General features: G+C 61.3%; 20 protein-coding genes. 4 read left to right on the top strand and 16 right to left on the bottom strand.

Features of this window, described 5'->3' with window-relative positions:
- Positions 1-48: 48 nt before the first annotated feature.
- A complete protein-coding gene (locus BJ928_RS04595) occupies positions 49-2,115 on the top strand; it encodes an ATP-dependent helicase (RefSeq protein ID WP_047628126.1) in 2,067 nt (688 codons plus the stop codon).
- A gap of 239 nt (positions 2,116-2,354) precedes the next feature.
- Here the strand turns inward: BJ928_RS04595 and mmsB are convergent, their stop codons facing one another.
- The 8 genes from mmsB to BJ928_RS04635 form a co-directional block, all read right to left on the bottom strand.
- The gene (gene mmsB / locus BJ928_RS04600; protein WP_047628128.1) at positions 2,355-3,236 is read right to left on the bottom strand and encodes a 3-hydroxyisobutyrate dehydrogenase; all 882 of its coding nucleotides are present in this window, start codon (positions 3,234-3,236) and stop codon (positions 2,355-2,357) included.
- A gap of 124 nt (positions 3,237-3,360) precedes the next feature.
- Positions 3,361-4,410, bottom strand: coding sequence for an enoyl-CoA hydratase/isomerase family protein (locus tag BJ928_RS04605; RefSeq protein ID WP_183079375.1), 1,050 nt, complete (start codon positions 4,408-4,410; stop codon positions 3,361-3,363).
- Positions 4,411-4,458: 48 nt separating this feature from the next.
- Positions 4,459-6,054 carry a GMC family oxidoreductase gene (locus tag BJ928_RS04610; RefSeq protein ID WP_047628132.1) on the bottom strand — a complete coding sequence of 532 codons (1,596 nt, stop codon included), beginning with the start codon at positions 6,052-6,054 and terminating at the stop codon, positions 4,459-4,461.
- 160 nt (positions 6,055-6,214) lie between these two features.
- A complete protein-coding gene (locus BJ928_RS04615) occupies positions 6,215-7,198 on the bottom strand; it encodes a branched-chain amino acid ABC transporter permease (RefSeq protein WP_047628133.1) in 984 nt (327 codons plus the stop codon).
- Position 7,199: 1 nt separating this feature from the next.
- Entirely contained in the window at positions 7,200-8,087 is an 888-nt protein-coding gene (locus BJ928_RS04620) for a branched-chain amino acid ABC transporter permease (protein ID WP_047628134.1), read from the bottom strand.
- Between the two features lie 3 nt (positions 8,088-8,090).
- Positions 8,091-8,792: an ABC transporter ATP-binding protein gene (locus tag BJ928_RS04625; protein ID WP_047628137.1), complete on the bottom strand. Its 702-nt coding sequence runs from the start codon at positions 8,790-8,792 to the stop codon at positions 8,091-8,093.
- A 2-nt stretch (positions 8,793-8,794) separates the two neighbouring features.
- The gene (locus tag BJ928_RS04630) at positions 8,795-9,577 is read right to left on the bottom strand and encodes an ABC transporter ATP-binding protein (protein ID WP_047628138.1); all 783 of its coding nucleotides are present in this window, start codon (positions 9,575-9,577) and stop codon (positions 8,795-8,797) included.
- Positions 9,578-9,592: 15 nt separating this feature from the next.
- Positions 9,593-10,801 carry an ABC transporter substrate-binding protein gene (locus tag BJ928_RS04635; protein WP_047628140.1) on the bottom strand — a complete coding sequence of 403 codons (1,209 nt, stop codon included), beginning with the start codon at positions 10,799-10,801 and terminating at the stop codon, positions 9,593-9,595.
- Positions 10,802-10,975: 174 nt separating this feature from the next.
- Between BJ928_RS04635 and BJ928_RS04640 the strand changes: the two genes are divergently transcribed.
- A complete protein-coding gene (locus BJ928_RS04640) occupies positions 10,976-11,902 on the top strand; it encodes a LysR family transcriptional regulator (RefSeq protein WP_047628800.1) in 927 nt (308 codons plus the stop codon).
- Between the two features lie 14 nt (positions 11,903-11,916).
- Here BJ928_RS04640 and galE read toward each other — a convergent pair whose 3' ends face one another.
- The 4 genes from galE to BJ928_RS04660 all read right to left on the bottom strand — a co-directional run bounded on the left by galE (position 11,917) and on the right by BJ928_RS04660 (position 15,931).
- Entirely contained in the window at positions 11,917-12,954 is a 1,038-nt protein-coding gene (galE, locus tag BJ928_RS04645; RefSeq protein ID WP_047628141.1) for a UDP-glucose 4-epimerase GalE, read from the bottom strand.
- Positions 12,955-13,385: 431 nt separating this feature from the next.
- Positions 13,386-14,552, bottom strand: a complete 1,167-nt coding sequence (locus BJ928_RS04650) for a pyridoxal phosphate-dependent aminotransferase (RefSeq protein ID WP_047628142.1) — start codon at positions 14,550-14,552, stop codon at positions 13,386-13,388.
- A gap of 144 nt (positions 14,553-14,696) precedes the next feature.
- Positions 14,697-15,122, bottom strand: a complete 426-nt coding sequence (gene mscL / locus BJ928_RS04655; RefSeq protein ID WP_047628143.1) for a large conductance mechanosensitive channel protein MscL — start codon at positions 15,120-15,122, stop codon at positions 14,697-14,699.
- A 254-nt stretch (positions 15,123-15,376) separates the two neighbouring features.
- Positions 15,377-15,931 (bottom strand): TetR/AcrR family transcriptional regulator, encoded by a 555-nt coding sequence (locus tag BJ928_RS04660; protein WP_047628144.1) that lies wholly within the window; start codon positions 15,929-15,931, stop codon positions 15,377-15,379.
- A 138-nt stretch (positions 15,932-16,069) separates the two neighbouring features.
- Here BJ928_RS04660 and BJ928_RS04665 point away from each other — a divergent pair, with 138 nt between their 5' ends.
- A complete protein-coding gene (locus BJ928_RS04665) occupies positions 16,070-17,281 on the top strand; it encodes an MFS transporter (RefSeq protein WP_047628145.1) in 1,212 nt (403 codons plus the stop codon).
- Positions 17,282-17,289: 8 nt separating this feature from the next.
- Here the strand turns inward: BJ928_RS04665 and BJ928_RS04670 are convergent, their stop codons facing one another.
- From BJ928_RS04670 to BJ928_RS04685, 4 genes are all read right to left on the bottom strand, one after another.
- Positions 17,290-17,733 (bottom strand): nuclear transport factor 2 family protein, encoded by a 444-nt coding sequence (locus tag BJ928_RS04670; protein ID WP_047628146.1) that lies wholly within the window; start codon positions 17,731-17,733, stop codon positions 17,290-17,292.
- A gap of 101 nt (positions 17,734-17,834) precedes the next feature.
- Positions 17,835-20,045 carry a 3-hydroxyacyl-CoA dehydrogenase NAD-binding domain-containing protein gene (locus tag BJ928_RS04675; RefSeq protein ID WP_047628147.1) on the bottom strand — a complete coding sequence of 737 codons (2,211 nt, stop codon included), beginning with the start codon at positions 20,043-20,045 and terminating at the stop codon, positions 17,835-17,837.
- A gap of 13 nt (positions 20,046-20,058) precedes the next feature.
- Entirely contained in the window at positions 20,059-21,267 is a 1,209-nt protein-coding gene (locus BJ928_RS04680) for an acetyl-CoA C-acetyltransferase (RefSeq protein ID WP_047628148.1), read from the bottom strand.
- A 35-nt stretch (positions 21,268-21,302) separates the two neighbouring features.
- Positions 21,303-23,099, bottom strand: coding sequence for an acyl-CoA dehydrogenase C-terminal domain-containing protein (locus tag BJ928_RS04685; RefSeq protein WP_047628149.1), 1,797 nt, complete (start codon positions 23,097-23,099; stop codon positions 21,303-21,305).
- A gap of 122 nt (positions 23,100-23,221) precedes the next feature.
- On the opposite strand from BJ928_RS04685, the gene BJ928_RS38510 reads away from it, so the two are divergent.
- Entirely contained in the window at positions 23,222-23,563 is a 342-nt protein-coding gene (locus BJ928_RS38510; RefSeq protein WP_147413888.1) for a hypothetical protein, read from the top strand.
- The last annotated feature ends 10 nt before the right edge of the window (positions 23,564-23,573 follow it).

The raw sequence follows: 23,573 nt of genomic DNA on the forward strand, positions 1-23,573 counted from the left end.
CCGCGTATAGCGCATTCATGCCCCTACCCGAGGCATCCAGGAGAGTCGATGACCGCTGCCTATCTGGAAAAGCTGAACCCGGAGCAGCGGCTGGCGGTGGAGCATGGCACGAGCGATGACGGCCATATTGCCGGGCCGCTGCTCGTCATCGCCGGGGCGGGTTCCGGCAAGACCAATACGCTTGCCCATCGAGTCGCGCATCTGATCGTCAAAGGCGCCGATCCGCGCCGCATCCTGCTGATGACCTTCTCACGCCGCGCCGCAGCCGAGATGGGTCGCCGTGTCGAGCGCATCTGCCGCGAGATACTGGGAGCGAATGCCGGCATCACCGCCGACGCGCTCGCCTGGACCGGCACGTTCCACGGTATCGGCGCGCGCCTGCTGCGGGACTATGCCGAGCAGATCGGCATCGACCCGGCCTTCACGATCCACGACCGCGAAGACAGCGCCGATCTGATGAACCTCGCGCGCCACGACCTCGGCTTTTCCAAGACGGAAAGCCGCTTCCCGACCAAGGCGACCTGCCTTGCTATCTATTCCCGCTCCGTCAACGCGGAAGCGCCGCTCGATGGCGTGCTGCGCGACTTCTTTCCCTGGTGCGCAATGTGGGAGCAGCAGCTGCGCGATCTCTTCGCCGCCTACGTCGAAGCAAAGCAGGTTCAGAACGTGCTCGATTACGACGACCTGCTGCTCTACTGGGCGCATATGCTGCAAGAGCCGCTGATCGCCGAGGATATCGGCAGCCGCTTCGATCATGTGCTTGTCGACGAGTATCAGGATACCAACAGGCTGCAATCCTCCATCCTTTTGGCTTTGAAGCCCGATGGCCGAGGCTTGACCGTCGTCGGCGATGATGCGCAGTCGATCTACTCCTTCCGCGCCGCGACCGTGCGCAACATTCTCGATTTCCCGAAAGCCTTCACGCCACCGGCCGATATCGTCACGCTCGACCGCAATTATCGTTCGACGCAGCCGATTCTTGCCGCCGCCAATGCCGTGATCGATCTTGCCTCGGAGCGCTTCACCAAAAACCTGCGCACCGAGCGGCAGAGCGCGGAGCGTCCGCGGCTGGTGACGGTGCGCGACGAGGCCGACCAAGCGCGCTACATCGCCGATCGGGTGCTGGAAAATCGCGAGGGCGGTGCAAGGCTGAAGCAGCAGGCCGTGCTCTTCCGCACATCGAGCCATAGCGGCCCGCTGGAAGTGGAGCTGACCCGGCGCAACATTCCCTTCGTCAAGTTCGGCGGGCTGAAATTTCTCGACAGCGCCCATGTCAAGGACATGCTGGCGGCGCTTCGCTTTGCCCAGAACCCGCGCGACCGCGTGGCGGGCTTCCGCCTGATGCAACTTCTGCCCGGCGTCGGCCCCTCCACGGCGCAACGTGTGCTCGACCAGATCGGCGAAGAGGCAAGCCCGATCACGGCGCTGACGGAGCTGCCACCGCCACCCCGCACGGGAGACGACTGGACTGCCTTCGTCGAGACGATGCGGGAGATCAAGAGCGGCAAGGCCGGCTGGCCGGCGGAAATCGGCCTGGTTCGGCAATGGTACGAGCCGCATCTGGAGCGGGTGCACGAGGATGCCGCGACGCGCCAGGCGGATCTCGTCCAGCTCGAACAGATCGCCGCCGGCTACGGCTCGCGCGAGCGTTTCCTTACCGAACTGACGCTCGATCCGCCTGACGCGACCAGCGATCAGGCCGGCGTGCCGCTGCTCGATGAGGACTATCTGATCCTGTCTACTATCCATTCCGCCAAGGGCCAGGAATGGACGAAAGTCTTCATCCTCAACGCCGTCGACGGCTGCATCCCCGCCGATCTCGCCGTCGGATCTTCAGCCGAAATCGAAGAGGAGCGACGGCTGCTCTATGTCGCCATGACGCGGGCCAAGGACAATCTCGATCTCGTCACCCCGCAGCGCTTCTTCGTGCACGGCCAGCATGCGCAGGGAGACAAACACGTCTTTGCCTCGCGCACACGCTTCATTCCCGCGACACTCTTGCAGTTCTTCGAGGTTTGCGGCTGGCCGCAAGCGCGGGCTGAAAGCGCAGCCGCCATTCGGGCGCGAGAGGTACGAGTCGATGTCGGGGCTCGGATGCGGGGCATGTGGCGGTGAGCTGAGGCGATTGAGATCAGCAGGTTAGGCATGTTCATCGATGCCGCCTCTCCGTACCTGGCCCCTCACCCTAGCCCTCTCCCCGCAAGCGGGGCGAGGGGACGACCTCATCAAGCAGTGGACCTCCCCTCAAGGTGAAGCCGCTTGGGGCACCAATCCCCCTCTCCCCGCCTGCGGGGAGAGGGCTGGGGTGAGGGGCAATCCGAGCTTTCAACTCACTCAATTGTCGCGAAACATCCTCAATTCGCCTCGCGAAACATCTCGATGATCGCCGAAAAATCGCGGCCGCCATTGCCGAGCTTTTCGAAAAGCGCGTAGAGCTGCGCCGCCTCCGCCCCCAGAGGCGTGGATGCCCCGCTGGACAAGGCGGCCTCCTGCGACAAGCGCAGGTCCTTGAGCATCAAGGCGGCCGCGAAACCGGGCTTGTAATCGTTGTTGGCGGGCGAGGTCGGCACGGGGCCGGGCACCGGGCAATAGGTATTGATGGACCAGCACTGGCCGGACGAGGTCGAGGCGACGTCGAACAATGCCTGATGCGAGAGGCCGAGCTTTTCGCCCAGCACGAAGGCCTCGCAGACGCCGATCATGGAAATGCCGAGGATCATGTTGTTGCAGATCTTCGCGGCCTGGCCGGCACCGGCATCGCCGCAATGGACAATCTTCTTGCCCATCACTTCGAGCAGGGGTTTTGCCGCCGCAAAGCTCTCCTTGGAGCCACCGGCCATGAAGGTCAGCGTTCCAGCCGCAGCGCCACCCGTGCCGCCGGACACCGGCGCATCGAGCGAGAGGCAACCGGCATCGACCGCCATCGCATGCGCCTTGCGGGCGCTGTCGACGTCGATGGTGGAGCTGTCGATCAGCAAGGTTCCCTTGGGCACGGAGCGCAGCACGTCGGTCCAGACGGTGAGGACATGCTGGCCCTTCGGCAGCATGGTCACCACCACTTCGGCATCGGCCAGCGCCTCGGTCAGCACGTTGGCGGGCTTCACGCCCGTTGCCTCGGCCGCTTTCAGCACATCATGCGAGAGGTCGAAACCGGTGACTGCATGACCGGCCTTCACGAGATTGGCGGCCATCGGGCCTCCCATATTGCCGAGGCCGATGAATGCGATCCGTGTCATGATGTTTTCCTCCCATGATCCGTTGATGCAATTCCGGGAAAAGTATGAAGCGGTTTTCCGTTCCGGAATTGCTTGAAATAGTCAGATAGAGCGGTTCGGAAGTTCGGTGATGAGCCGAACCGATCTAGCTCGCGAAGAGCGGTGGCTGCGCCGGCACGAAGAACCGATCGATATCGGCAGCCGTCACCTCGGAAAGGCTGGCCGGCGACCATTTTGGATTGCGATCCTTGTCGATGACAGCGGCGCGCACGCCTTCGTAGAAATCGTGATTATACAATATGCCCTTGCAGACGCCGAGTTCACGATTGAGGCATTCGGCGAGATTAGCGCTCGCCCTCCCTGCCCTCAGCAGCCGCAGGGTCAGTTTCAGGCTGGTCGGCGAGCGGCTGGCGATCACGCCGACGGCCTCAGCGGCAAATTCTCCCGGCTCATCGGCCAATGCCTGCAGAATGTCTTCGACGGTGTCGGCTGAGAATGCCCGGTCGATTATCTCGCGGTTTGCCGCGAGACGGCTCTCTCCGGCATCTGCCGCCATCGTTTTGATGCGGGCATGTATCTCTGCGGCGGAGGCAGCAGCGGGCAGCGCTGAGATTGCATCCACGAGAGCCGGTAACGTAGAGGATACGACACAATGATCGGCGAAACCGGCATGAATGACATCGGCAGCCTTGATGGTCAGGCCGGTCAGCCCCATCCACGTGCCGGCTTCCCCTGGCGTGCGCGGCAATAGCCACGTGGCGCCGACATCCGGGAAATAGCCGATGCCGGTTTCGGGCATGGCAAGGCGGGTGCGCTCGGTGACGACGCGATGGCTGCCATGGGCCGAGAGACCGACGCCGCCGCCCATGGTGATGCCGTCCATCAGCACGATATAGGGTTTCGGGTAGCGCGAGATGGCATGATTGAGCAGGAACTCTTCCCGCCAGAAGGTTTCCGCTTCATCGGTGCCTTCCTTGCCGCTCCGGTGCAGCAGCCGAATATCCCCACCGGCGCAAAAGCCCCGCTCGCCCTCGCCCATGGCGATGACGCTTGCGATCGCTGGATCGGCGGCGAAATTCTCCAGGGCTGGAGCGATGACGCGCACCATCGGCAATGTCAGACTATTCAGCGCCTTCGGGCGATTGAGCCTGATGATTGCGGCCGATCCGCGCCGTTCGATGATGACGTCGTCCATGCTATCCATGCAAATCTCCTGTCCTTGCTGCCATCCATGAATAGGGCTTCATCTGTGGTCGGCAAGGATCATTTCAGCTGCCTTTTCGGCGATCATGATGGTCGGTGAATTGGTATTGCCCGATGTGATCGAGGGCATGACGGAAGCGTCGGCAATGCGCAGTCGCGCCAATGCCCGCAATCGCAGCCTGGGATCGACGACGCTTTGCGCGTCGCCGCCCATGCGGCATGTGCCGACCGGATGGAAAATCGTGGTGCCGATGTCGCCGGCGGCACGCTCCAGATCCGCGTCTGTCTCATAGGCCGGTCCCGGCTTGAACTCCTCCGGCCTGAAGCGCGCGAAAGAGGGCTGTGCCACGATGCGTCGGGTCAGGCGGATGGAACGCACGGCGATCTCCCGGTCACGCTGAGAGGAGAGATAGTTCGGGCTGATGGCCGGCTGAAGCGCGAAATCCGGGCTGCGCACATGCACCGAGCCGCGGCTTTCGGGCCGGAGGTTACAGACGCTGGCGGTGATGGCCGGGAACGGATGGACCGGATCGCCGAACTTGTCGAGCGAGACCGGCTGTACGTGATATTGCAGATCCGGCGTCTCCTTATCCGGGCCGGAGCGGGTGAAGATGCCGAGCTGGCTCGGCGCCATCGCCATCGGGCCGGAGCGGCGAACAAGATATTCAAGGCCGATCGCCGCCTTGCCGATGAGGCTCGTCGCCTTCTCATTCAATGTGGGGACGCCGGTCACCTTGTAGGCAAGACGAAGCTGCAGATGATCCTGCAGGTTTTCACCGACCGACCTCACCTCGCGCACCACCTCGATGCCGACTTTGCGGAGCACGTCACCATGACCGATGCCTGACAGTTCAAGAATATGCGGCGAGCCGATGGAACCGGCCGACAGCACCGTCTCCTTATTCGCATAGGCGCGCTTCGTCACGCCATCATGCTGAAATTCGACGCCTGTGACGGCATCGTCTTCGACAATCAGGCGGCGAACCTGCGCTTTCGTGTAGACGGTGAGATTGCCGCGCTGCATGGCCGGGCGCAGGAAGGCTTTCGTCGTGTTCCAGCGGATGCCGGAGCGCTGGTTGACGTCGAAATAGCCAGAGCCCTCGTTGTTGCCGCGATTGAAATCCGCAGTCTCCGGAATGCCGGCTTCCTTGGCGGCTGCCTGGAAGGCATCGAGCACGGCCCAGCGCACGCGCGCCTTCTCGACCCGCCATTCGCCGCCGGCGCCATGCATCTCGTCCTTGCCGCGATAGTGATCCTCGGACTTGACGAAATAGGGCAGCACATCGTCCCAGCCCCAGCCGGCGCAGCCGAGCTGACGCCAGAGATCATAGTCGCGGGCCTGGCCGCGCATGTAGATCATGCCGTTGATGGAGGATGAGCCGCCGAGCACCTTGCCGCGCGGATAGTTGAGCGAGCGGCCATTCAGGCCCTCTTCCGGCGACGTGGTGAAGCACCAGTCGGTGCGGGGGTTGTTGATGCAGTAGAGATAGCCGACCGGGATATGAATCCAATGGTAGTTGTCGTTGCCGCCGGCTTCCAGCAGCAACACCCTATTGTTGCGGTCGGCCGAGAGCCGGTTGGCCAGCACGCATCCGGCACTGCCGGCACCGATGATGATGTAGTCGAAGCGATCCATGTTCAAACTCAGTCGTCCCCTCGCCCCGCCTGCGGGGAGAGGGTTAGGGTGAGGGGCGGGAAGGCTCGACAAATTCGGTATTCGCTGGAATCCGTGCAGGCCCCTCATCCGCCCTTCGGGCACCTTCTCCCCGCTTACGGGGAGAAGGAAAATCAAGCGGTCACCGCCGATATTCGAAACCCAGTTTCCGTCCCAGCCGCGAGGCATAGAATTCGCCGACAATGCCGCGGCGGAAGAGCAGGACGCAAACCATGAAAACGATACCGGTGATTATGGTCACGGGAAATTCCGAGGTGGCGAGATAGTTTTCCAGCGTCGCCACCAGCCCTGCACCGAAGATCGGTCCGATCAACGTGCCGATGCCGCCGAGCAGGGTCATGAGGATGACTTCGCCGGACATCTGCCAGGCGACATCGGTCAGCGTCGCGAACTGGAAGACCAGCGCCTTGACCGCGCCCGCAAGTCCCGCCAGCGCCGCCGACATGACGAAGGCGCCGAGCTTGTAATGCGCGACGGAATAGCCGAGCGAGATCGCCCGCTGCTCGTTCTCGCGGATCGATTTCAGGATCATGCCGAAGGGCGAATTGATGAAGCGCCAGGTGATCAAAACGCCGATCAGAAACACGGCGAGAACGAAATAATACATGTTGAGGGAGTTATTGAGATCGAGGACGCCGAAGAGGTAGCCGCGCGGCACCGACTGGATGCCGTCCTCGCCTTGCGTGAACTTCGCCTGCAGGCAGAAGAAATAGAACATGTAGGACAGCGCCAGCGTGATCATGGCGAAATAGATGCCCTGACGGCGGATAGCCACGAAGCCCATGACCAGGCCGAGCAGCGATGCGCCGGCAACGCCGATCAGGATGCCGAGCTCGGGCGGAACGCTCCATTCCTTCACTGCGTATGCGGTGAAATAGGCAGCGCCGCCGAAGAACGTGGCATGGCCGAAAGAGAGCAGGCCGGCATAGCCGAGCAACAGATTGAAGGCGCAGGCAAACAGCGCGAAGCAGAGCACCTTCATCACGAAGATCGGGTAGATGAAGAAAGGCGCCCAGATCAGGCCGACAAGGCCGACGATCAGCAGCAGCTTCTGCACGGAAAGCTTCGGACGCTCCTTGGAACTCAAGCTGATTAATCCAGCCATATCACGCCTCCCGACCGAAGAGGCCTGCGGGCCTCAGAAGCAGTACGATCGCCATGATGACGAAGATAACGATGTTGGAGGCCTCCGGATAGAAAACCTTGGTCAGGCCTTCGGCAATCCCGAGCATGTAGCCTGTCACGATCGCTCCCATGATCGAGCCCATGCCGCCGACGACCACCACCGCGAAGACGATGATGATCATGTTCGATCCCATCAGCGGCGAGACTTGATAGATCGGCGCGGCCAGCACGCCGGCAAAGGCGGCGAGCGCCACGCCGAAGCCGTAGGTCAGCGTCAACAGCACCGGCACGTTGACGCCGAAAACCTGCACCAGCACGGAATTCTCGGTCGCCGCGCGCAGATAGGCGCCGAGCTTGGTCTTCTCGATCAGCAGCCAGGTGCCGATGCAGACGATCAGCGAGGCGATCACTACCCAGCCGCGGTAGACGGGGAGGAACATGAAGCCGATATTTTTCGCGCCCGCCAACTCCGTCGGAACGGCATAGGGCTGGCCGGAGGAGCCGTAGAGATACCGGAAGGTTCCCTCGATGGTCAGCGCCATGCCGAAGGTGAAGAGCAGTCCGTAGAGCGGATCGATCTTGTAGAGCTGGCGCAGGCAGAGCCGCTCGACCAGCGCGCCGAACAGGCCGACGATCAGCGGCGCCAGAACCAGGGCCGGCCAGTAGCCGATGCCGGCATAGGCAAGCAGCAGATAGGCGGTGAAAGCCCCGAGCATATAGAGCGCGCCATGGGCGAAATTGATGACCCTGAGCATGCCGAAGATGATCGCCAAGCCGAGGCTCAGCAGCGCATAGAAGGAGCCGTTGATGAGACCGATCAGCAATTGACCGAGAAGGGCCTGGGCGGGGATGCCGAATATCGTCATCATGGCTCAGACCCCCAGAACCTTGTGCAGCATGTCCATGCGCTCTGTGAGTTCGCCGACCGGAAATTCCGAAACCATCTGGCCGTGATCCATCACATAGAAACGATCGGCAATGCGGCTTGCAAAACGGAAATTCTGTTCGACGAGCAATATGGTCATGCCGCGACCTTTCAGCTTTTGCAGGACTTCGCCGATGCGCTGGACGATGACGGGAGCGAGACCCTCCGTCGGCTCGTCAAGCAGCAGCATACGGACGCCGGTGCGCAGGATGCGCGCCATGGCGAGCATCTGCTGTTCGCCGCCGGAAAGCCGGGTGCCGACGCTGTTGCGCCGCTCGTGCAGATTGGGAAACAGTTCGAAAATCTCGTCGAGCGTCATGCCGCCCGCTGCCACGACCGGCGGCAACATCAGGTTTTCATAGACGCTGAGCGTGGAGAAGATGCCACGCTCCTCCGGCACGAAGCCGATGCCCTGATGCGCCGTCTTGTGCAGCGGCACCTGCATCATGTCCTTGCCGGCAAAGGCGATCCTGCCCTTGCGGGCACGGACGATGCCGACGATGGTGCGCAGCGTCGTCGTCTTGCCGACGCCGTTGCGGCCGAGGATGGTGATGGTCTCCCCCTCGCCGACGCGCATGTCGACACCATGCAGGATATGGCTTTCGCCGTACCAGGCATTGAGACCCTGAACTTCCAGAAGCGGCGCCATCGTCAAGCCTCCTCCGTGCCCATATAGGCTTCGCGGACGCGCGGATCGCTGCTCACCGCCGCATAGTCGCCCTGGGCGAGGATCTCGCCGCGCTGCAGCACCGTGACATGGTGGCAGATATCGGCAACCACCGAGAGATTGTGCTCCACCATCAGCACGGCCCTGTCGCGTGCCACATCGCGGATGATAGCCGAGACGATGTTTACGTCCTCCAGCCCCATGCCGGCCATCGGCTCGTCGAGCAGCAGCACCTTTGGGTCGAGCGCGAGCGTGGTTGCGATCTCCAGCACCCGCTTGCGGCCATAGGAAAGATCGGCGGCGATGGCATCACGCTCCTTCGAGAGGCCGACCGAGGCAATGAGCTGTTCGGCACGCGCATCGAGGCTGTCGAGGGCGGACAGCGGCCGCCAGAACTGGTGGGCGAGATTGTTTGGCCGCTGCAGGGCGACGCGGACATTGTCCAGCACCGTCAGATGCGGGAAGACGGCCGAAATCTGGAAGGAACGCACAAGACCCATGCGCGCGACCTTGTCGGGTCTTGTCCTGGTAATATCAGTGCCGAGCAGCGTGATCGTGCCGTGAGTCGGCTGCAGGAACTTGGTGAGCAAGTTGAACACCGTCGTCTTGCCGGCGCCATTCGGGCCGATCAGCGCATGGACGCGGGCGTGCTGCACATCGAGATCGACATTCTTGACGGCAGTGAAGCCGCCGAAGTCACGGCGCAGTCCCCGGGCGGACAAGACCACCCGGGGCGCTTCCTGCAGATGTGTCGCTGACATCGCCATGGGCTGGTCTTGGCCCTATTGCTTGACGAGGTCGCAGCCGCTCTTGGCGGGATCGATATAGGCTTCCTTGCCCGGGATCGTCGCCAGCACATTGTAGTAATCCCACGGCTCCTTGCTCTCTTCGGGCTTCTTGACCTGAAGCAGATACATGTCGTGGATCATGCGGCCGTTGGCGCCGACGGTGCCGCCGCGACCGAAGAAGTCGTCAACCGGCATTTCATGCAGTTCCTTGGCGACGGCCTCGGTATCGTCCGTGCCGGCCTTCTGCACCGCCTTCAGATATTGCAGCACGGCGGAATAGGTGCCAGCATGGATCATGTTCGGCATCTTGCCGGTACGGGCAAAGAAGCGCTTGCCGAACTCACGGCTCTTGTCGTCGAGGTTCCAGTAATAGCCTTCCGTCAGTGTCAGGCCCTGCGCTGCCTGCAGGCCGAGGCCGTGGACTTCGGCGAGCGTGAAGAGCAGTGCTGCGAGATGCTGACCGCCCTGGGTGATGCCGAATTCCGAGGCCTGCTTGATGGCGTTGGAGGTATCGAGGCCGGCATTGGCAAGGCCGATGACCTTGGCGCCCGACGACTGTGCCTGCAGCAGGAAGGACGAGAAATCATTCGTCGACAGCGGATGGCGGACGGAGCCCAGGATCTTGCCGCCGTTCGCCTTGACGAAGTCGCTGGTCTGCTGCTCCAGCGAGTAGCCGAAGGCGTAGTCGGCCGTCAGGAAGAACCAGGTGTCGCCACCCTGCTTGACGAGGGCGCCGCCGGTGCCGACGGCCAATGCATGGGTATCATAAGCCCAATGGAAGCCATAGGGCGAGCATTGCTTGCCTGTCAGATCCGAGGTCGCGGCACCGGTGACGATATCGATCTTCTTCTTTTCCTTGGCAACCGCCTGCACGGCAAGCGCCACCGACGACGTCGTCAGCTCCATGATCGCGTCGACATGGTCCTGGTCATACCATTGGCGGGCGATGTTGGAGGCGATATCGGGCTTGTTCTGATGATCGGCGTCGATGATCTCGATCGGTACGCCGAGAACCTTGCCGCCGAAATCCTCGGCAGCCATCTTGGCAGCCTCGACCGACGACTTGCCGCCGAAGTCGGCATAGACGCCGGACTGGTCATTCAGGATGCCGATCTTGACGAAACCATTGGCTGGACCGGCGGCGAAAGCCGCGGTGCTCGTTGCAAGCAGAAATGCAAGGGACGCAATAAGACTCTTTCGCATGTCCTCTCCTCCCAGAGATTTGGCAAAAACGAATCTGTTCAAAATTGGCCAGCCGCTTTCCTCAAAACGACTTTTCCCGAGAGGCAAGATCACGGAATTCGCGCGTTGACGCAAGTCGCGATTGCAACTAATTCCAAACAAGGTCTGTTCATTTTTGAACAGAAGGGGGAAGGCATGAAGCGTACGCCGCATTTCACCTGGGACGATTTGCAGTTCTTTCTCGCCGTTGCGCGGACCGGACAGCTTTCGACAGCAGCCCGGCAACTACGCAGCAGCCATGCCACCGTCTCCCGCCGTATCGACCGGCTGGAATTCGCCTTGAAGGTCAAGCTTTTCGAGCGCAATGCGCGCGGCTATCTGCTGACTGGCATGGGCCAACGCTTCGTCGACACGGCCGAGAGAATGGAGCAGGAAACCGAACGCCTGCGCACCGATCTTTCGACGGGATCGGCGGCGCAAGGCGGCGTGGTGCGCATCAGCGCGCCGGAGGGTTTTTCAAACTTCTTCTTCACGGGGGTCCTGCCGGAATTTACGGCGAAATACCCGAACATTTCGCTGGAACTGATCACCATCCAGCAGATCATGTCGCTCTCGCGCAAGGAGGCCGATATCGTCGTGGTGCTCGACCCGCCGAAGGCAGGCCCCTATTTCACTGAAAAGCTCACCGATTATCACCTTCAGATTTACGGATCGCATGACTACCTTGACCGCCACCCGCCGATCGTAAGCCGCGACGACCTGCCTGACCTCGCCTTCATCGGCTATATCGAAGATATGATCTTCGCACCGGGCCTGGACTATCTCGGCGACGTCCATCCCCGCATCAAGCCGCAATTCCAGAGTTCCAGCATCTTCGCGCAGCTCACCGCGACGAAGAACGGCCAGGGGCTCTGCGTCTTGCCGTTCTTCATCGCCGGCAAGCATCCCGATCTGCAGGTCGTTTTGCCGCATGCGGTGGATCTGAGGCGCCATTACTGGATCACCTGCCATCGCGACCTGCGCCAGTCGCCGCGCGTGCGCACCGTCATCGATTTTCTGGCTGAGGCCGTGCGCAAGAACGCGGCGGCCTTTCTAGGTCCGTGGAGGGGTACGGAAAGCTGAGACCGTCGGCTCCGTTAGCGGATGCTCGGGGCGGCGTAGATCCTGTCGAGCCCGGCGGCGTCGAAGGCGGCCCGTTCGGCAAGACGAAGCTCCCAATCGAGCGACGAGCGGACGATCGTCTCGAGGCTGTCATATTTCGGCGCCCAGCCCAATTCGCGACGGACAAGCGTCGCGTCGGCGACGATGCTCGCCATATCGCCGGGACGACGCGGGGCGATATGAATGCGGAAAGCGCGGCCATGGACGCGCATGACCATGTTGAGCACATCGAGAACGGAATAGCCATGGCCGTAGCCGCAATTGGCGACCAGTGACCGGCCACCATCGCGCAGATGCCGCAGGGCCATAAGATGCGCTTCCACGAGATCGCTGACATGGATGTAGTCACGGACGCCCGTACCGTCATGCGTCGGATAATCGGTGCCGTAGATATCCACCTGGCGGCGACGGCCAAGTGCCGCCTCGCAGGCAACCTTGATGAGATGGGTGGCGCCCGCGGTCGACTGACCGGCTCGTCCCTCCGGATCGGCGCCGGCGACATTGAAATAGCGTAGCGCCACATAGCGGAAGTCATAGGCCGCGGCAGCATCGCGCAGCATCAGCTCCGACATCAGCTTCGATTGGCCATAGGGAGATTCGGGCCGCAATGGCGCGTTTTCGCTGACCGTCCTGTCTCCTGGCTGCTGACCATAGACTGCCGCCGTGGACGAGAAGACGAAATGGCGAATGCCGGCCTTGACGGCGGCGCTCATGAGTGTACGGGTCTTACCGGTGTTGTTCTCGTAGTATGAGAGTGGGTCCTCGATAGACATCGGGACGACGGCCGAGCCGGCGAAGTGGATGATGGCCTCCATGTCATACTCGGCGAAAATTTTCTGCAACAACGCTTCGTCCGCGACATCGCCGAGAAAGAACCGGGCCGCCGGTGGAACCGCCCAACGAAAGCCGGTGGAGAGGCAATCGAGAACGACAACCTCCTCGCCCGCCTCAAGCAATCTCCAGACCATGTGGCTGCCGATATATCCGGCTCCGCCCGTCACCAAGACAGTCATTCTTCGCGTCCCCGCCAAGTCTTATCGGGACCATATGAGGCCGCTTCTCCTGCGAAATTGATTAAAAGCGGCTGATGTGGCGGGAATGATTGCGGTAATGGTTAGGGGAGGCTTTCGCGGATCGATTGCATTTTATGGATTGGGTGCGCGATGACGAACATTCCCTGCTTGGAGAGTGCGCACCCCCTCTGTCACTTCGTGACATCTCCCCCACAAGGGGGGAGATTGGAAACTTGCGGCACCAACCTACCTCAAACCAATATTGTATTCGAAGAAACTGAAGTGCATCCTATTGCCAAGAGCCGCAGCGCAATCCCAACGATCTCCCCCCTTGTCGGGGAGATGTCGCGACAGCGACAGAGGGGGTATCAGAGGTGCGGCAATCTCGAAGATGCCTTTCGGCCGTAGGGCCGGGCGAAGCAAAGCCCCCATCACAAACTCAAAATATAGCGGCTCAGCCTATCAGCCGCATCTGCAACCTGCACCGGATCGCGCAGGAAGCACGCGCGCATGAAAAGTTCCCCACCCTTTCCGAAAGCCGTTCCGGGCGCCAGGCCAACGCCGGTCTTGTCGACGATGTCGATCGCGGCCTTGCGGCTGTCGGTGACGCCGTCGATCCTGAGGAAGGAATAGAGCGCCCCATCGGGTTTAAGCGTCTGTACGCGATTGGTGGCGATCAGCGCGTCACAGAGAATGTCGCGCGAGCGGGTGGCTTTGGCGATGTTGGAGCGCACGAAATCGTCGCCCTCGTTCAGCGCTGCAACCGCGCCCTTCTGCATGAATTGCGCCACACCCGACGTCGAATATTGCACGAGGTTTTCGATCACCTGACCGAGTTCGGCCGGAGCGACGATCCAGCCGACTCGCCAACCGGTCATCGACCAGTTCTTCGAGAAGGAATTGACGAAGAGGATCTTGTCGTCGGCTTCCTTGACGTCGAGGAAGCTCGGCGCGCGGCCGCCGGTATAATAGTAGAGCGCATAGATCTCGTCGGCCATGATCCAGAGATCATGCTTGCGCGCGAGCGCCAAGATATCGCGGAGATCCTGATGCGTCGCCGTCCAGCCGGTTGGATTGGACGGAGTGTTAATGAAGAGGCCCTTGGTTTTTGGCGTGATCGCCGCCTCCATGCGACCGAGATCGAGCGACCATTTGCCATGCTCGAACTGCAACGGCACGGGCACGGAGCGGGCGCCTGATATCTCGAGCGCGGCGGCGATGTTCGGCCAGGCCGGCGAGAGATAGACCATCTCGTCGCCGGGAGAGGTGATCGCCTGCACGGAGAGCTGGATCGCCTGCATGCCGGAGCCGACGACATAGAAATTCTCCATCGGCAGCGACGTGCCGAAATGCCGGCCGTAGTAATCGGCGAGCGCCTGGCGCAGTTCGGGGATGCCGCGCTGCCAGGTGTAGAAGGTTTCACCGGCGTTGAGCGACGCCATGGCGGCGCGGTTGATGAAATCCGGCGTCGGCAGATCGCCCTCGCCGACCCAGAGCGGCAGCAGGCCGTCGCGGCCGCGGGCGTAATTGACCACTTCGACGATCCCGCTTTCGGGTGCTGCGAGCGCGCGCGGGCTGAGGCTGTTCAGTATCGACATGCAAAGTCTCCGGTTTCTGCCTTCATAAAGCAGAGCGGCGGACAAATCCCATGACTTTGCCTTAGCGAATGATCGATTTTCGTGATGAATAAAGCCCCGGCCCTTGTGGGAACCGAGGCTTCGAAAGCGGCTGAATTGTGCCTATCAGCGCTTCGCGAGAAGATCGCGAATTTCGGTGAGCAGTTGGACGTCGGCCGGCGGCGGTGCGGCCTCGGCAACCTTCTCTTCCTTGCGCTCGACCTGCGAGCGGAGCGCGTTCACGCCCTTGACCATCAGGAAGATGATCCAGGCGAGGATGAGGAAGTTGATGAGGACAGTGATGAAGCTGCCGTAGGCGAGAACGGCGCCCTGAGCGCGGGCGGCAGCAAGCGTCGGTGCGTTGACCCCCGAGGCGAGGCCGATGAAGTAGTTCGAGAAATCGAAGCCGCCGAAAATGGCGCCGACGATCGGCATGATGATATCGTCAACCAGCGATTTCACGATGCCGCCGAAAGCGCCGCCGATGATGACACCGACCGCAAGATCCATCACATTGCCGCGGGCGATAAATGCCTTGAATTCATTAAGCATTGAGCAGTCCCCTTCGCGTTGCCGTTGAATTCACTGATGATGATTATGCACCACCTTTTTCCTTATTTTTCAACAGAAAATTGTCGGGAAACCTTACCCGGGCGCGAATATCCCAAGATAATTCCGTGGGTTAGTCAATTTCCCCGCGCATATGCCCGGCTATTTGTTCGTCACTTGCGAGCAACGCAGCCGAATTTCCCGACGATTAACTCCACCGGCACTTTCGCGTGGGGTTTGATACGAGCGGCAATGCTTCAGCCTTTGAGCATGACCTTGGCGATGAGGTCGCGAACATAGTTTGGGGCAGGCATCTGGTCGAAAAGGATGCGGTATATGATGGGCGAAATGACGTGATCCATCAGCTCCTCCAGGGTCGGGAAAGGCTCGCGGTCCTTCTCTGCCCGTGCAATGAAGACGCTAAGTTGGTAGCGCGTATAGGTGCCGCATTTCTCCGCATTTGCGCTGTCGGTAGCAGCGAGAATATCGCGCAGCATTTGCCTGCCGACACCGGAGGCCATTTCATCGGCATATTGCTCGACCCAGGCCTCCAGATCGTCGCGGGCGCTGCCGACCCTGGCGGGTTCCCCCTCCGGCTGCAGACGCGCGGCGGCCACGTCGGCCAGAAGCTCTTGAAGATCGCCCCAGCGGCGGTAAATCGTCGATGGCGTGACATTGGCGTGCTGCGCGATCAATGGGATCGTGATATCGGCGCGATCCATCCTTGCCAGCATATCGCGGACGGACTGATGCACGGCCGCCTGCACTCTGGCGCTGCGCCCACCGGGACGGGGATTTTCTCTATAACCCATAAGCCTTTGCCAATCTTTCCCTTTTGTCGTTCGTGAATCATCATCGGTCATTCACTAACGCAAATTATTTGCTTTTGTGCGGCAGGCACCCCATATCCATCTAACGCAATCTCTTAGCTTTAAGCCAGGATATAGTCGATGACCTCGCCCGATTCCACAACCAGCGCGCCGATTTCCTTGGCCAGACGCTTCGCGCCGTTCTACTACGCATCGACCAGCGGTCTGTTCCTGGCCGCCTCATCCGCACCGACGCCTCTCTACCGCCTTTACCAGCAGGCCTTCGCCTTCTCGCCGGTCCTGCTCACGGTGATCTTCGCCGTCTATGCCTTCGCCCTCCTTGCCGCGCTGCTCATTGTCGGCTCGATTTCCGACCATCTCGGCCGTCGTCCGGTGATCTTTGTGTCGATCCTCCTGAATATGGTGGCGATAGCGCTGTTTTTAATGGCCGAAGGGCCTGATTGGCTAATTGCCGCCCGCATCGTGCAGGGCCTGGCAACGGGCACCGCAGTCAGCTCCATCGGCGCCGCCCTTGTCGATCTCGATCCGGTCAAGGGATCGATCACCAACAGCCTTGCGCCGCTTGCGGGAATGGCGATCGGCGCGCTCGGCACAAGCCTGTTGGTCCAGTTTGCGCCGGCTCCCACCATACTCGTTTACATCGTCACACTCGCTCTCCTGGCACTGCAGGCAATGCTGCTCTGGGTGATGCCGGAGACAACGACCCGACGAACCGGCCTGCTCGCATCGCTGAAGCCTGAAATCGCCGTTCCCCTGCAGGCGCGCCGAACGCTGCTGGCCCTCACACCCATCAATGTCGCCGTCTGGGCGCTCGCCGGCTTCTATCTGTCGCTGGTGCCCTCGCTCGTCACCGCGACGACCGGCAGCACGGCGCCGCTGGTGGGTGGCTCCGTGGTCGCAGCCTTGACAATCAGCGGCGCGGCCGCCGTCTTCCTGATGCGCAAGAGATCCGCTGCCACGATCATGTGGTTCGGCATACCGAGCATGACGCTCGGCATACTGACTGTCATCGCCGGAATGCATGCAGCCGAGGTGTCGATCCTGGCCTTGGGAACGCTGATCGCCGGCGCCGGCTTCGGCGCGGCCTTCCTCGGTACGGTCAGAAGCATCATGCCGCTCGCAAAACCCGACGAGCGCGCCGGGCTGCTGTCGGCCTTCTACATCCAGAGCTACCTTGCCTTCAGCGTGCCGGCCATTCTGGCAGGCTTCCTGTCGAAAGCATTCGGATTTGCGGAGGCCGCGGATATCTATGCGGCGGCGATCCTGCTGCTCGTCGGCTGGGGCGTCGTCGCCTTGCGATCCAATCGGGAAAAGCCCTTGAGTATTGCGTAAGTAAAATCTTACGGCTTGAGCCCGAGTTCAGCAAGACCGCTGCCGTCCATGGCAAACGGCACAGACGTATGTTCGTGGACGATCTTCCAGATGCCGGCCTCTTTCTTCAGCCCGAGCGTCTGGCGAAACCAGAGATCGACTTCGATGCCATCGGTCTTCTTGCCGGTCATCTGCACGAGCCCGGTCCAAAAGGCGACATCGCCACCAATTGTGAGCCTCACATCGACCTCATTGCCACCGATCGGACCCTCCCAGGTCAAGAACCAGCCTTCCAGGCCCTTCTCGCCCTTGCCCTTGTGCACGAGTGGTGCCGCCAGCGTGAAGCCGACAATATCATCACTGAGGTGCCTGACGACACCGGCCGCATCCTTGTTTCCCAGAGCTGAAGCCCAGCTTGCAAGCATCTCGTCGATGGCCTCAGCCTCGTCGCGATTACCGATGATCTCGATCATGTCACTCTCCTTGGTTTGATGAGCTCAAACAAAGGACGAATGAAAAGGGCCGCTCCCGACAGGAGCGGCCCGTTATTTGTCGTCAGTAGCGACCTATTGTCTTACGCGGCTTTCTCGACACGGTAGGGATCGAAGCGTCCGTAGAAGGTCTCGCCCTTCGCCGCCATGTCCTTCAGTAGCGCCGTCGGCTGGAAATGTGGGCCGTAGGCGGCCGCCAGCTTTTCGCAAAGCTCCACGAAAGCTTTCACGCCCATGCCGTCGATGTAGGACAGCGCGCCGCCGGTATAGGGCGCAAAGCCAAAGCCGAGGATGGAGCCGACATCGGCTTCACGGGGATCGGTGACGATGCCTTCTTCCATGGTGCGGGATGCCTCGAGCGCGATGGTGACGAGGAAGCGCTGCTTCAGCACGTTGACATCGACATCATCGGCCTTCTTCTGCGGATAGAGATCCTTGAGGCCGGGCCAGAGCGACTTCTTCGCCGGCTTCGGCGGATAGTCATAGAAGCCCTTGGCGTTCTTCCGGCCCAGGCGTCCCTCGCCTTCCACCAGACCGGTGACGAGCTGCATGTGACGCGGATCGACCGCCTTCTCGCCGAGATCGGCAACCGTCGCCTTCAGGATCTTGTAGGAGAGATCGATGGCGACTTCGTCGTTGAGCGCCAGCGGGCCGACCGGCATGCCGGCCATCTTGGCGGCATTCTCGATCATGGTCGCAGGCACGCCTTCGATCAGCATGTCATAGGCTTCGTGGATGTAGCGGAAGACGCAGCGATTGACGAAGAAGCCGCGCGTGTCGTTGACGACGATCGGCGTCTTCTTGATGGCGGCGACATAGTCGAGCGCGACCGCGAGCGCATGATCGCCGGTTTCCTTGCCGAGAATGACTTCCGTCAGCATCATCTTCTCCACAGGCGAGAAGAAGTGGACGCCGATGAAATCGACCGGGCGCTTGGAGTTCTTCGCAAGGCCCGAGATCGGTAGCGTCGAGGTGTTTGAAGCGAAGACGGCGCCGGCGGGCAATACTGCTTCGACGGCCTCGATGACAGCCTTCTTGACCTCGCGATCCTCGAACACCGCCTCGATGACGAGATCGGCATCCTTCAGATCGGCATAATCGGCCGAGGGCGTGATGCGGGAGAGCAGAGCAGCGCCCTCATCTTGCGTCAGTCTTCCCTTACCGACGGAATCTTTGACCAGCCCCTCGCCGACGCTCTTGCCCTTGGTTGCGGCTTCGATATCGCGGTCGATGAGCGTCACCGGAATACCAGCTGCGGCGGTAACATAGGCGATGGAAGCGCCCATGAAACCGGCGCCGACGACGCCAACCTTCTTCAGTTCGGTCTTCGGCTGGCCGGCCGGGCGGCGGGCGCCCTTGCCGAGTTCCTGCATGGAGATGAACAGCGAACGGATCATCGAATAGGCTTCGGTGGTCTGCAGCACATGCGTGAAATAGCGCTGCTCGATCTTCAGGCCGGTATCGAAGGGAACCTGCAGACCTTCATAGACGCATTTGAGGATGGCGAGTGCTGCCGGATAATTGCCCGAGGTCTCGCGGCGCAGGATGGCGGGCGCTGCCGGCCAGAGCTGTGCTGCAGCCGGCGTCCAGATACCGCCGCCCGGTGCCTTGAAGCCCCTTTCGTCCCAGGGAGCGACGGGCTTCAGGCCGTCCTTGATCATCTGCTTCGCGGCCGGGATCAGCTGATCCGGCTCGACCACCTGATGCACGAGATTCATCGCCTTGGCGCGCGCCGCCGTCAGCGACTGGCCCGTGGTCATCATCTGCAAGGCCGATTGTGCATCCGTCAGGCGGGCGATGCGCTGCGTGCCGCCGGCGCCGGGGAAGATGCCGACCTTGACCTCAGGCAGCGCAATCTTGACGCTCTTGGCGCTCGACGCGACGCGGCCGTGGCAAGCCAGCGACAGCTCGAAAGCGCCGCCCATGCAGGTGCCGTTGATGGCCGAAACCCAAGGCTTGCCGCAGGTTTCGAGCTTGCGGAACAGGCCCGTCATGCGCCCCACGAGATCGAAAAGCTTCTTTGCGGCCGCGGCCGGGTCCTTCGCCTTCTCCTCCTGATAGAAGGAGAACATCGACTTGATCATCGACAGATCGGCGCCACCGGAGAAGGAGGATTTGCCCGAGGTGAAGACCACGCCCTTGACGGCGGCATCGGCGACCGTCGCATCGATGATGGCGTTCAGCTCTTCGAGGATCTCAGCTGTGAAGACGTTCATGGACTTGCCGGGCATGTCCCAGGTAACAAGTGCGATGCCGTCTGCGTCGGTCTCAACGGTGAAATTTGTGTAAGCCATTGGTTTCCCCTCCTCAGACGCGTTCGATGATCGTCGCGGTGCCCATGCCGGCGCCGATGCAGAGCGTGACCAGCGCGGTATTGAGATCGCGGCGCTCCAACTCGTCCAGCACGGTGCCGAGGATCATCGCGCCGGTCGCGCCGAGCGGATGGCCCATGGCAATCGCGCCGCCATTGACGTTGATCTTGTCATGCGGGATTTCGAAAGCCTGCATGTAGCGCAGCACGACGGCGGCAAAGGCTTCGTTGAGTTCGAAAAGATCGATATCGGCAAGCGTCATGCCGCTGCGCTTCAAAAGCTTCTCGGTGACATCGACCGGGCCGGTCAGCATCAGCGCCGGATCGGAACCGATATTGGCAAAAGCCTTGATGCGGCCGCGCGGCTTCAAGCTCATGCTCTGCCCACCCGCCTTGGAGCCGAGCAGTACGGCAGCGGCACCATCGACGATGCCGGAGGAGTTGCCGGCATGATGGACGTAGTTGATGCGCTCGACTTCCGGATGCGCCTGGATGGCAACGGCTTCGAAACCACCCATTTCGCCGGGCAGCTGGAAGGACGGATTGAGCGAGGCGAGCGCCTGCATATCGGTGCCGGGACGCATGTGCTCGTCGCGGTCGAGGATTGTCAGGCCGTTGATGTCCTTCACCGGCACGACGGAATTCTTGAAGTAGCCCTTCTCCCAGGCATTGGCTGCGCGCTTCTGGCTTTCGACCGCATAGGCATCAACGTCATCGCGGGAGAAGCCGTATTTCGTGGCGATGAGATCGGCGGACACGCCCTGCGGCATGAAATAGGCGGGGAAGTTGACCGAGGGGTCCATGAACCATGCTCCGCCGGACATGCCCAAACCGACGCGCGACATGCTTTCGACACCGCCGGCGATGACGATATCGTCGGCGCCCTGAGCGATCTTGCCCGCAGCGAAATTCACCGCGTCGAGGCCCGAGGCGCAGAAGCGGGAAATCTGCATGCCCGGCGCCTTGTTGGAATAGCCTGCTTCGAAGGCAGCGCCCTTCGGAATGACGGCGCCGGCATCCATGACCGGATCGACGCAGCCCATGATGATGTCGTCAACCGTTTCGGTGTCGAGGCCGTTGCGGTCGCGGATCGCCTCCAGCGTCTTGGCGGCGAGGCGAACGGACGGCACTTCGTGCAGCGATCCATCCTTCTTGCCGCGCCCGCGCGGCGTGCGCACGTGGTCGTAAATGAAAACCTCGGTCATGTCTCATCTCCCTGCAGCGGCTGGCGCCGCCTTGATCAAAAGGCTTCCGCCGCCAGTTCCATCATCGTGTCGGCACCGGTTTCGATGCGGGCTTTGCGCAATGCCGTTTCCGGCATGATGCGCTCCATGTAGAACCGCGCCGTGACAAGCTTGTTCTTCAGATAATCCTCGCGCGCACTGTCGCCGCTTGCAAGGCCATCCTGCGCCGCCTTCGCCATCTTCGCCCACATATAGCCGAGGACGACGAGGCCGAAGAGGTGCATGTAGTCGGTCGAACCAGCGCCGGCATTGTCAGGCTTGGCCATGGCATTCTGCATGAACCACATGGTTGAGGCCTGCACGTCGTTCAAGCCCTTCTTCAGATGCTTGGTGTAGAAAGCCATCTGCTCGTCGTTGCGGTTTTCCTCGCAGAAATCGCCGATTTCCTTGAAGAGGGCCATGACCGCGCGGCCGCCGTTCAGCGCCAGCTTGCGGCCGACGAGATCGAGCGCCTGGATGCCGTTGGCGCCTTCGTAGATCATGGCGATGCGGGCATCGCGGACATACTGGCTCATGCCGTGTTCTTCGATATAGCCGTGGCCGCCGAAGACCTGCTGCGCCATGACGGCGTGCTCGAAGCCCTTGTCGGTCATGACGCCCTTCAAGATTGGCGTCGCGAGACCAAGGATATCATCGGCCGCCTGACGGTCTTTCTCGTCCGGGGAGCGATGGGCGATATCGGATTTCAGCGCCGTCCACAGCAGGAAGGCGCGACCGGCTTCATTGAAAGCGCGGATCGTCATCAGCGAGCGGCGGATATCGGGATGGACGATGATCGGATCGGCCTTCTTGTCCGGTGCCTTCGGGCCGGAAAGCGAGCGGCCCTGGATGCGCTCGCGGGCATAGTTGGCAGCATTCTGATAGGCAATCTCGGCGATGGAGAGGCCCTGCAGGCCAACCCCGAGACGCGCCTCGTTCATCATCACGAACATGGCGTTGAGGCCCTTGTTCTCGGCACCGATGAGGAAACCCGTCGCCTCGTCATAATTCATGACGCAGGTCGCGTTGCCATGAATGCCCATCTTGTGCTCGATCGCGCCACAAGAGACCGGGTTGCGCGCGCCGAGCGAGCCGTCTTCCTTGACCATGAATTTCGGAACGATAAAGAGCGAAATGCCCTTAGTGCCCTCAGGTGCACCTTCGATGCGGGCAAGGACGAGATGGACGATATTATCCGTCATGTCGTGCTCGCCGGCGGAAATGAAGATCTTCTGGCCCGAAATCTTGTAGCTGCCGTCTGCCTGCGGCACCGCCTTGGTGCGCAGGAGGCCGAGATCGGTGCCGCAATGCGGCTCGGTGAGGTTCATGGTGCCCGACCAGGTGCCCTCGACCATTTTCGGAAGATAGGTCTGCTTCTGCGCATCGGAGCCGTGGACGAGGATCGCGGCGATCGCGCCCTGCGTCAGACCCGGATACATCATCAGCGACATATTGGCGGCGGAGGTATATTCGCCGACCGCGCAGTGCAGCACGTAGGGAAGCCCCTGCCCGCCGAACTCTTCCGGCACAGCGAGGCCGAGCCAGCCGCCTTCGCGATAGGCGCGGTAAGCTTCCTTGAAGCCCTTCGGCGTCGAGACTGTGCCGTCGTCATGGCGCACGCAGCCTTCCTGATCGCCGGAATAGTTGAGCGGGAAGAGCACTTCCTCGGACAATTTGGCCGCCTCACCGACGATCGCCTCGATCATATCAGGCGTCGCATCGGCATAACCGGGAAGATTGTTGTAACGCTCCACCCCAAGCACATCGTTCAGGACGAAGAGCGTATCGTTCACCGGGGCCTTGTAGACTGGCATCTCTCGAATTCCTCCAATTCGCCGGCGGACATCAGAGTCCGGCCGCTGCGTTACTCTTACAAAATATTGACGTTTGCGTAAACGTCAAATTTGCGAGCCGTGCTGAAATTTTGGTGAAGCCGATGATGCGGATCATATCGCGTGCCACCGATATCACCTCCTCACACAAGCAACCCGGCACTGCCGGCACGCAAGAATATCGGCGCGCGGGACAGCAGAACCGAAATAAAAGGTTAAAGATCTCCACCAAACTTAACGAGTTGTTTACCACGTTTCGTGAATTGTACGAGTTGAGCAGCAGTGCTTCGCGTTTCTTCAACTTATGCTTTGGTCACGCGCTGTCTTTGCCGCTCGGTTTGAGGAAAGCCAATACATTTATCCCTTTCCGAACGGCGGGATGCAGGCAGCGCGGCGATGCAGCAAAGTCTTCTTCCGTCAGCATGGCGGCCCGGGGTGGTCCATAGTTCGAGGCGA

This window comes from Rhizobium sp. WW_1, assembly GCF_003610155.1.
GTDB lineage: Bacteria > Pseudomonadota > Alphaproteobacteria > Rhizobiales > Rhizobiaceae > Rhizobium > Rhizobium tropici_A.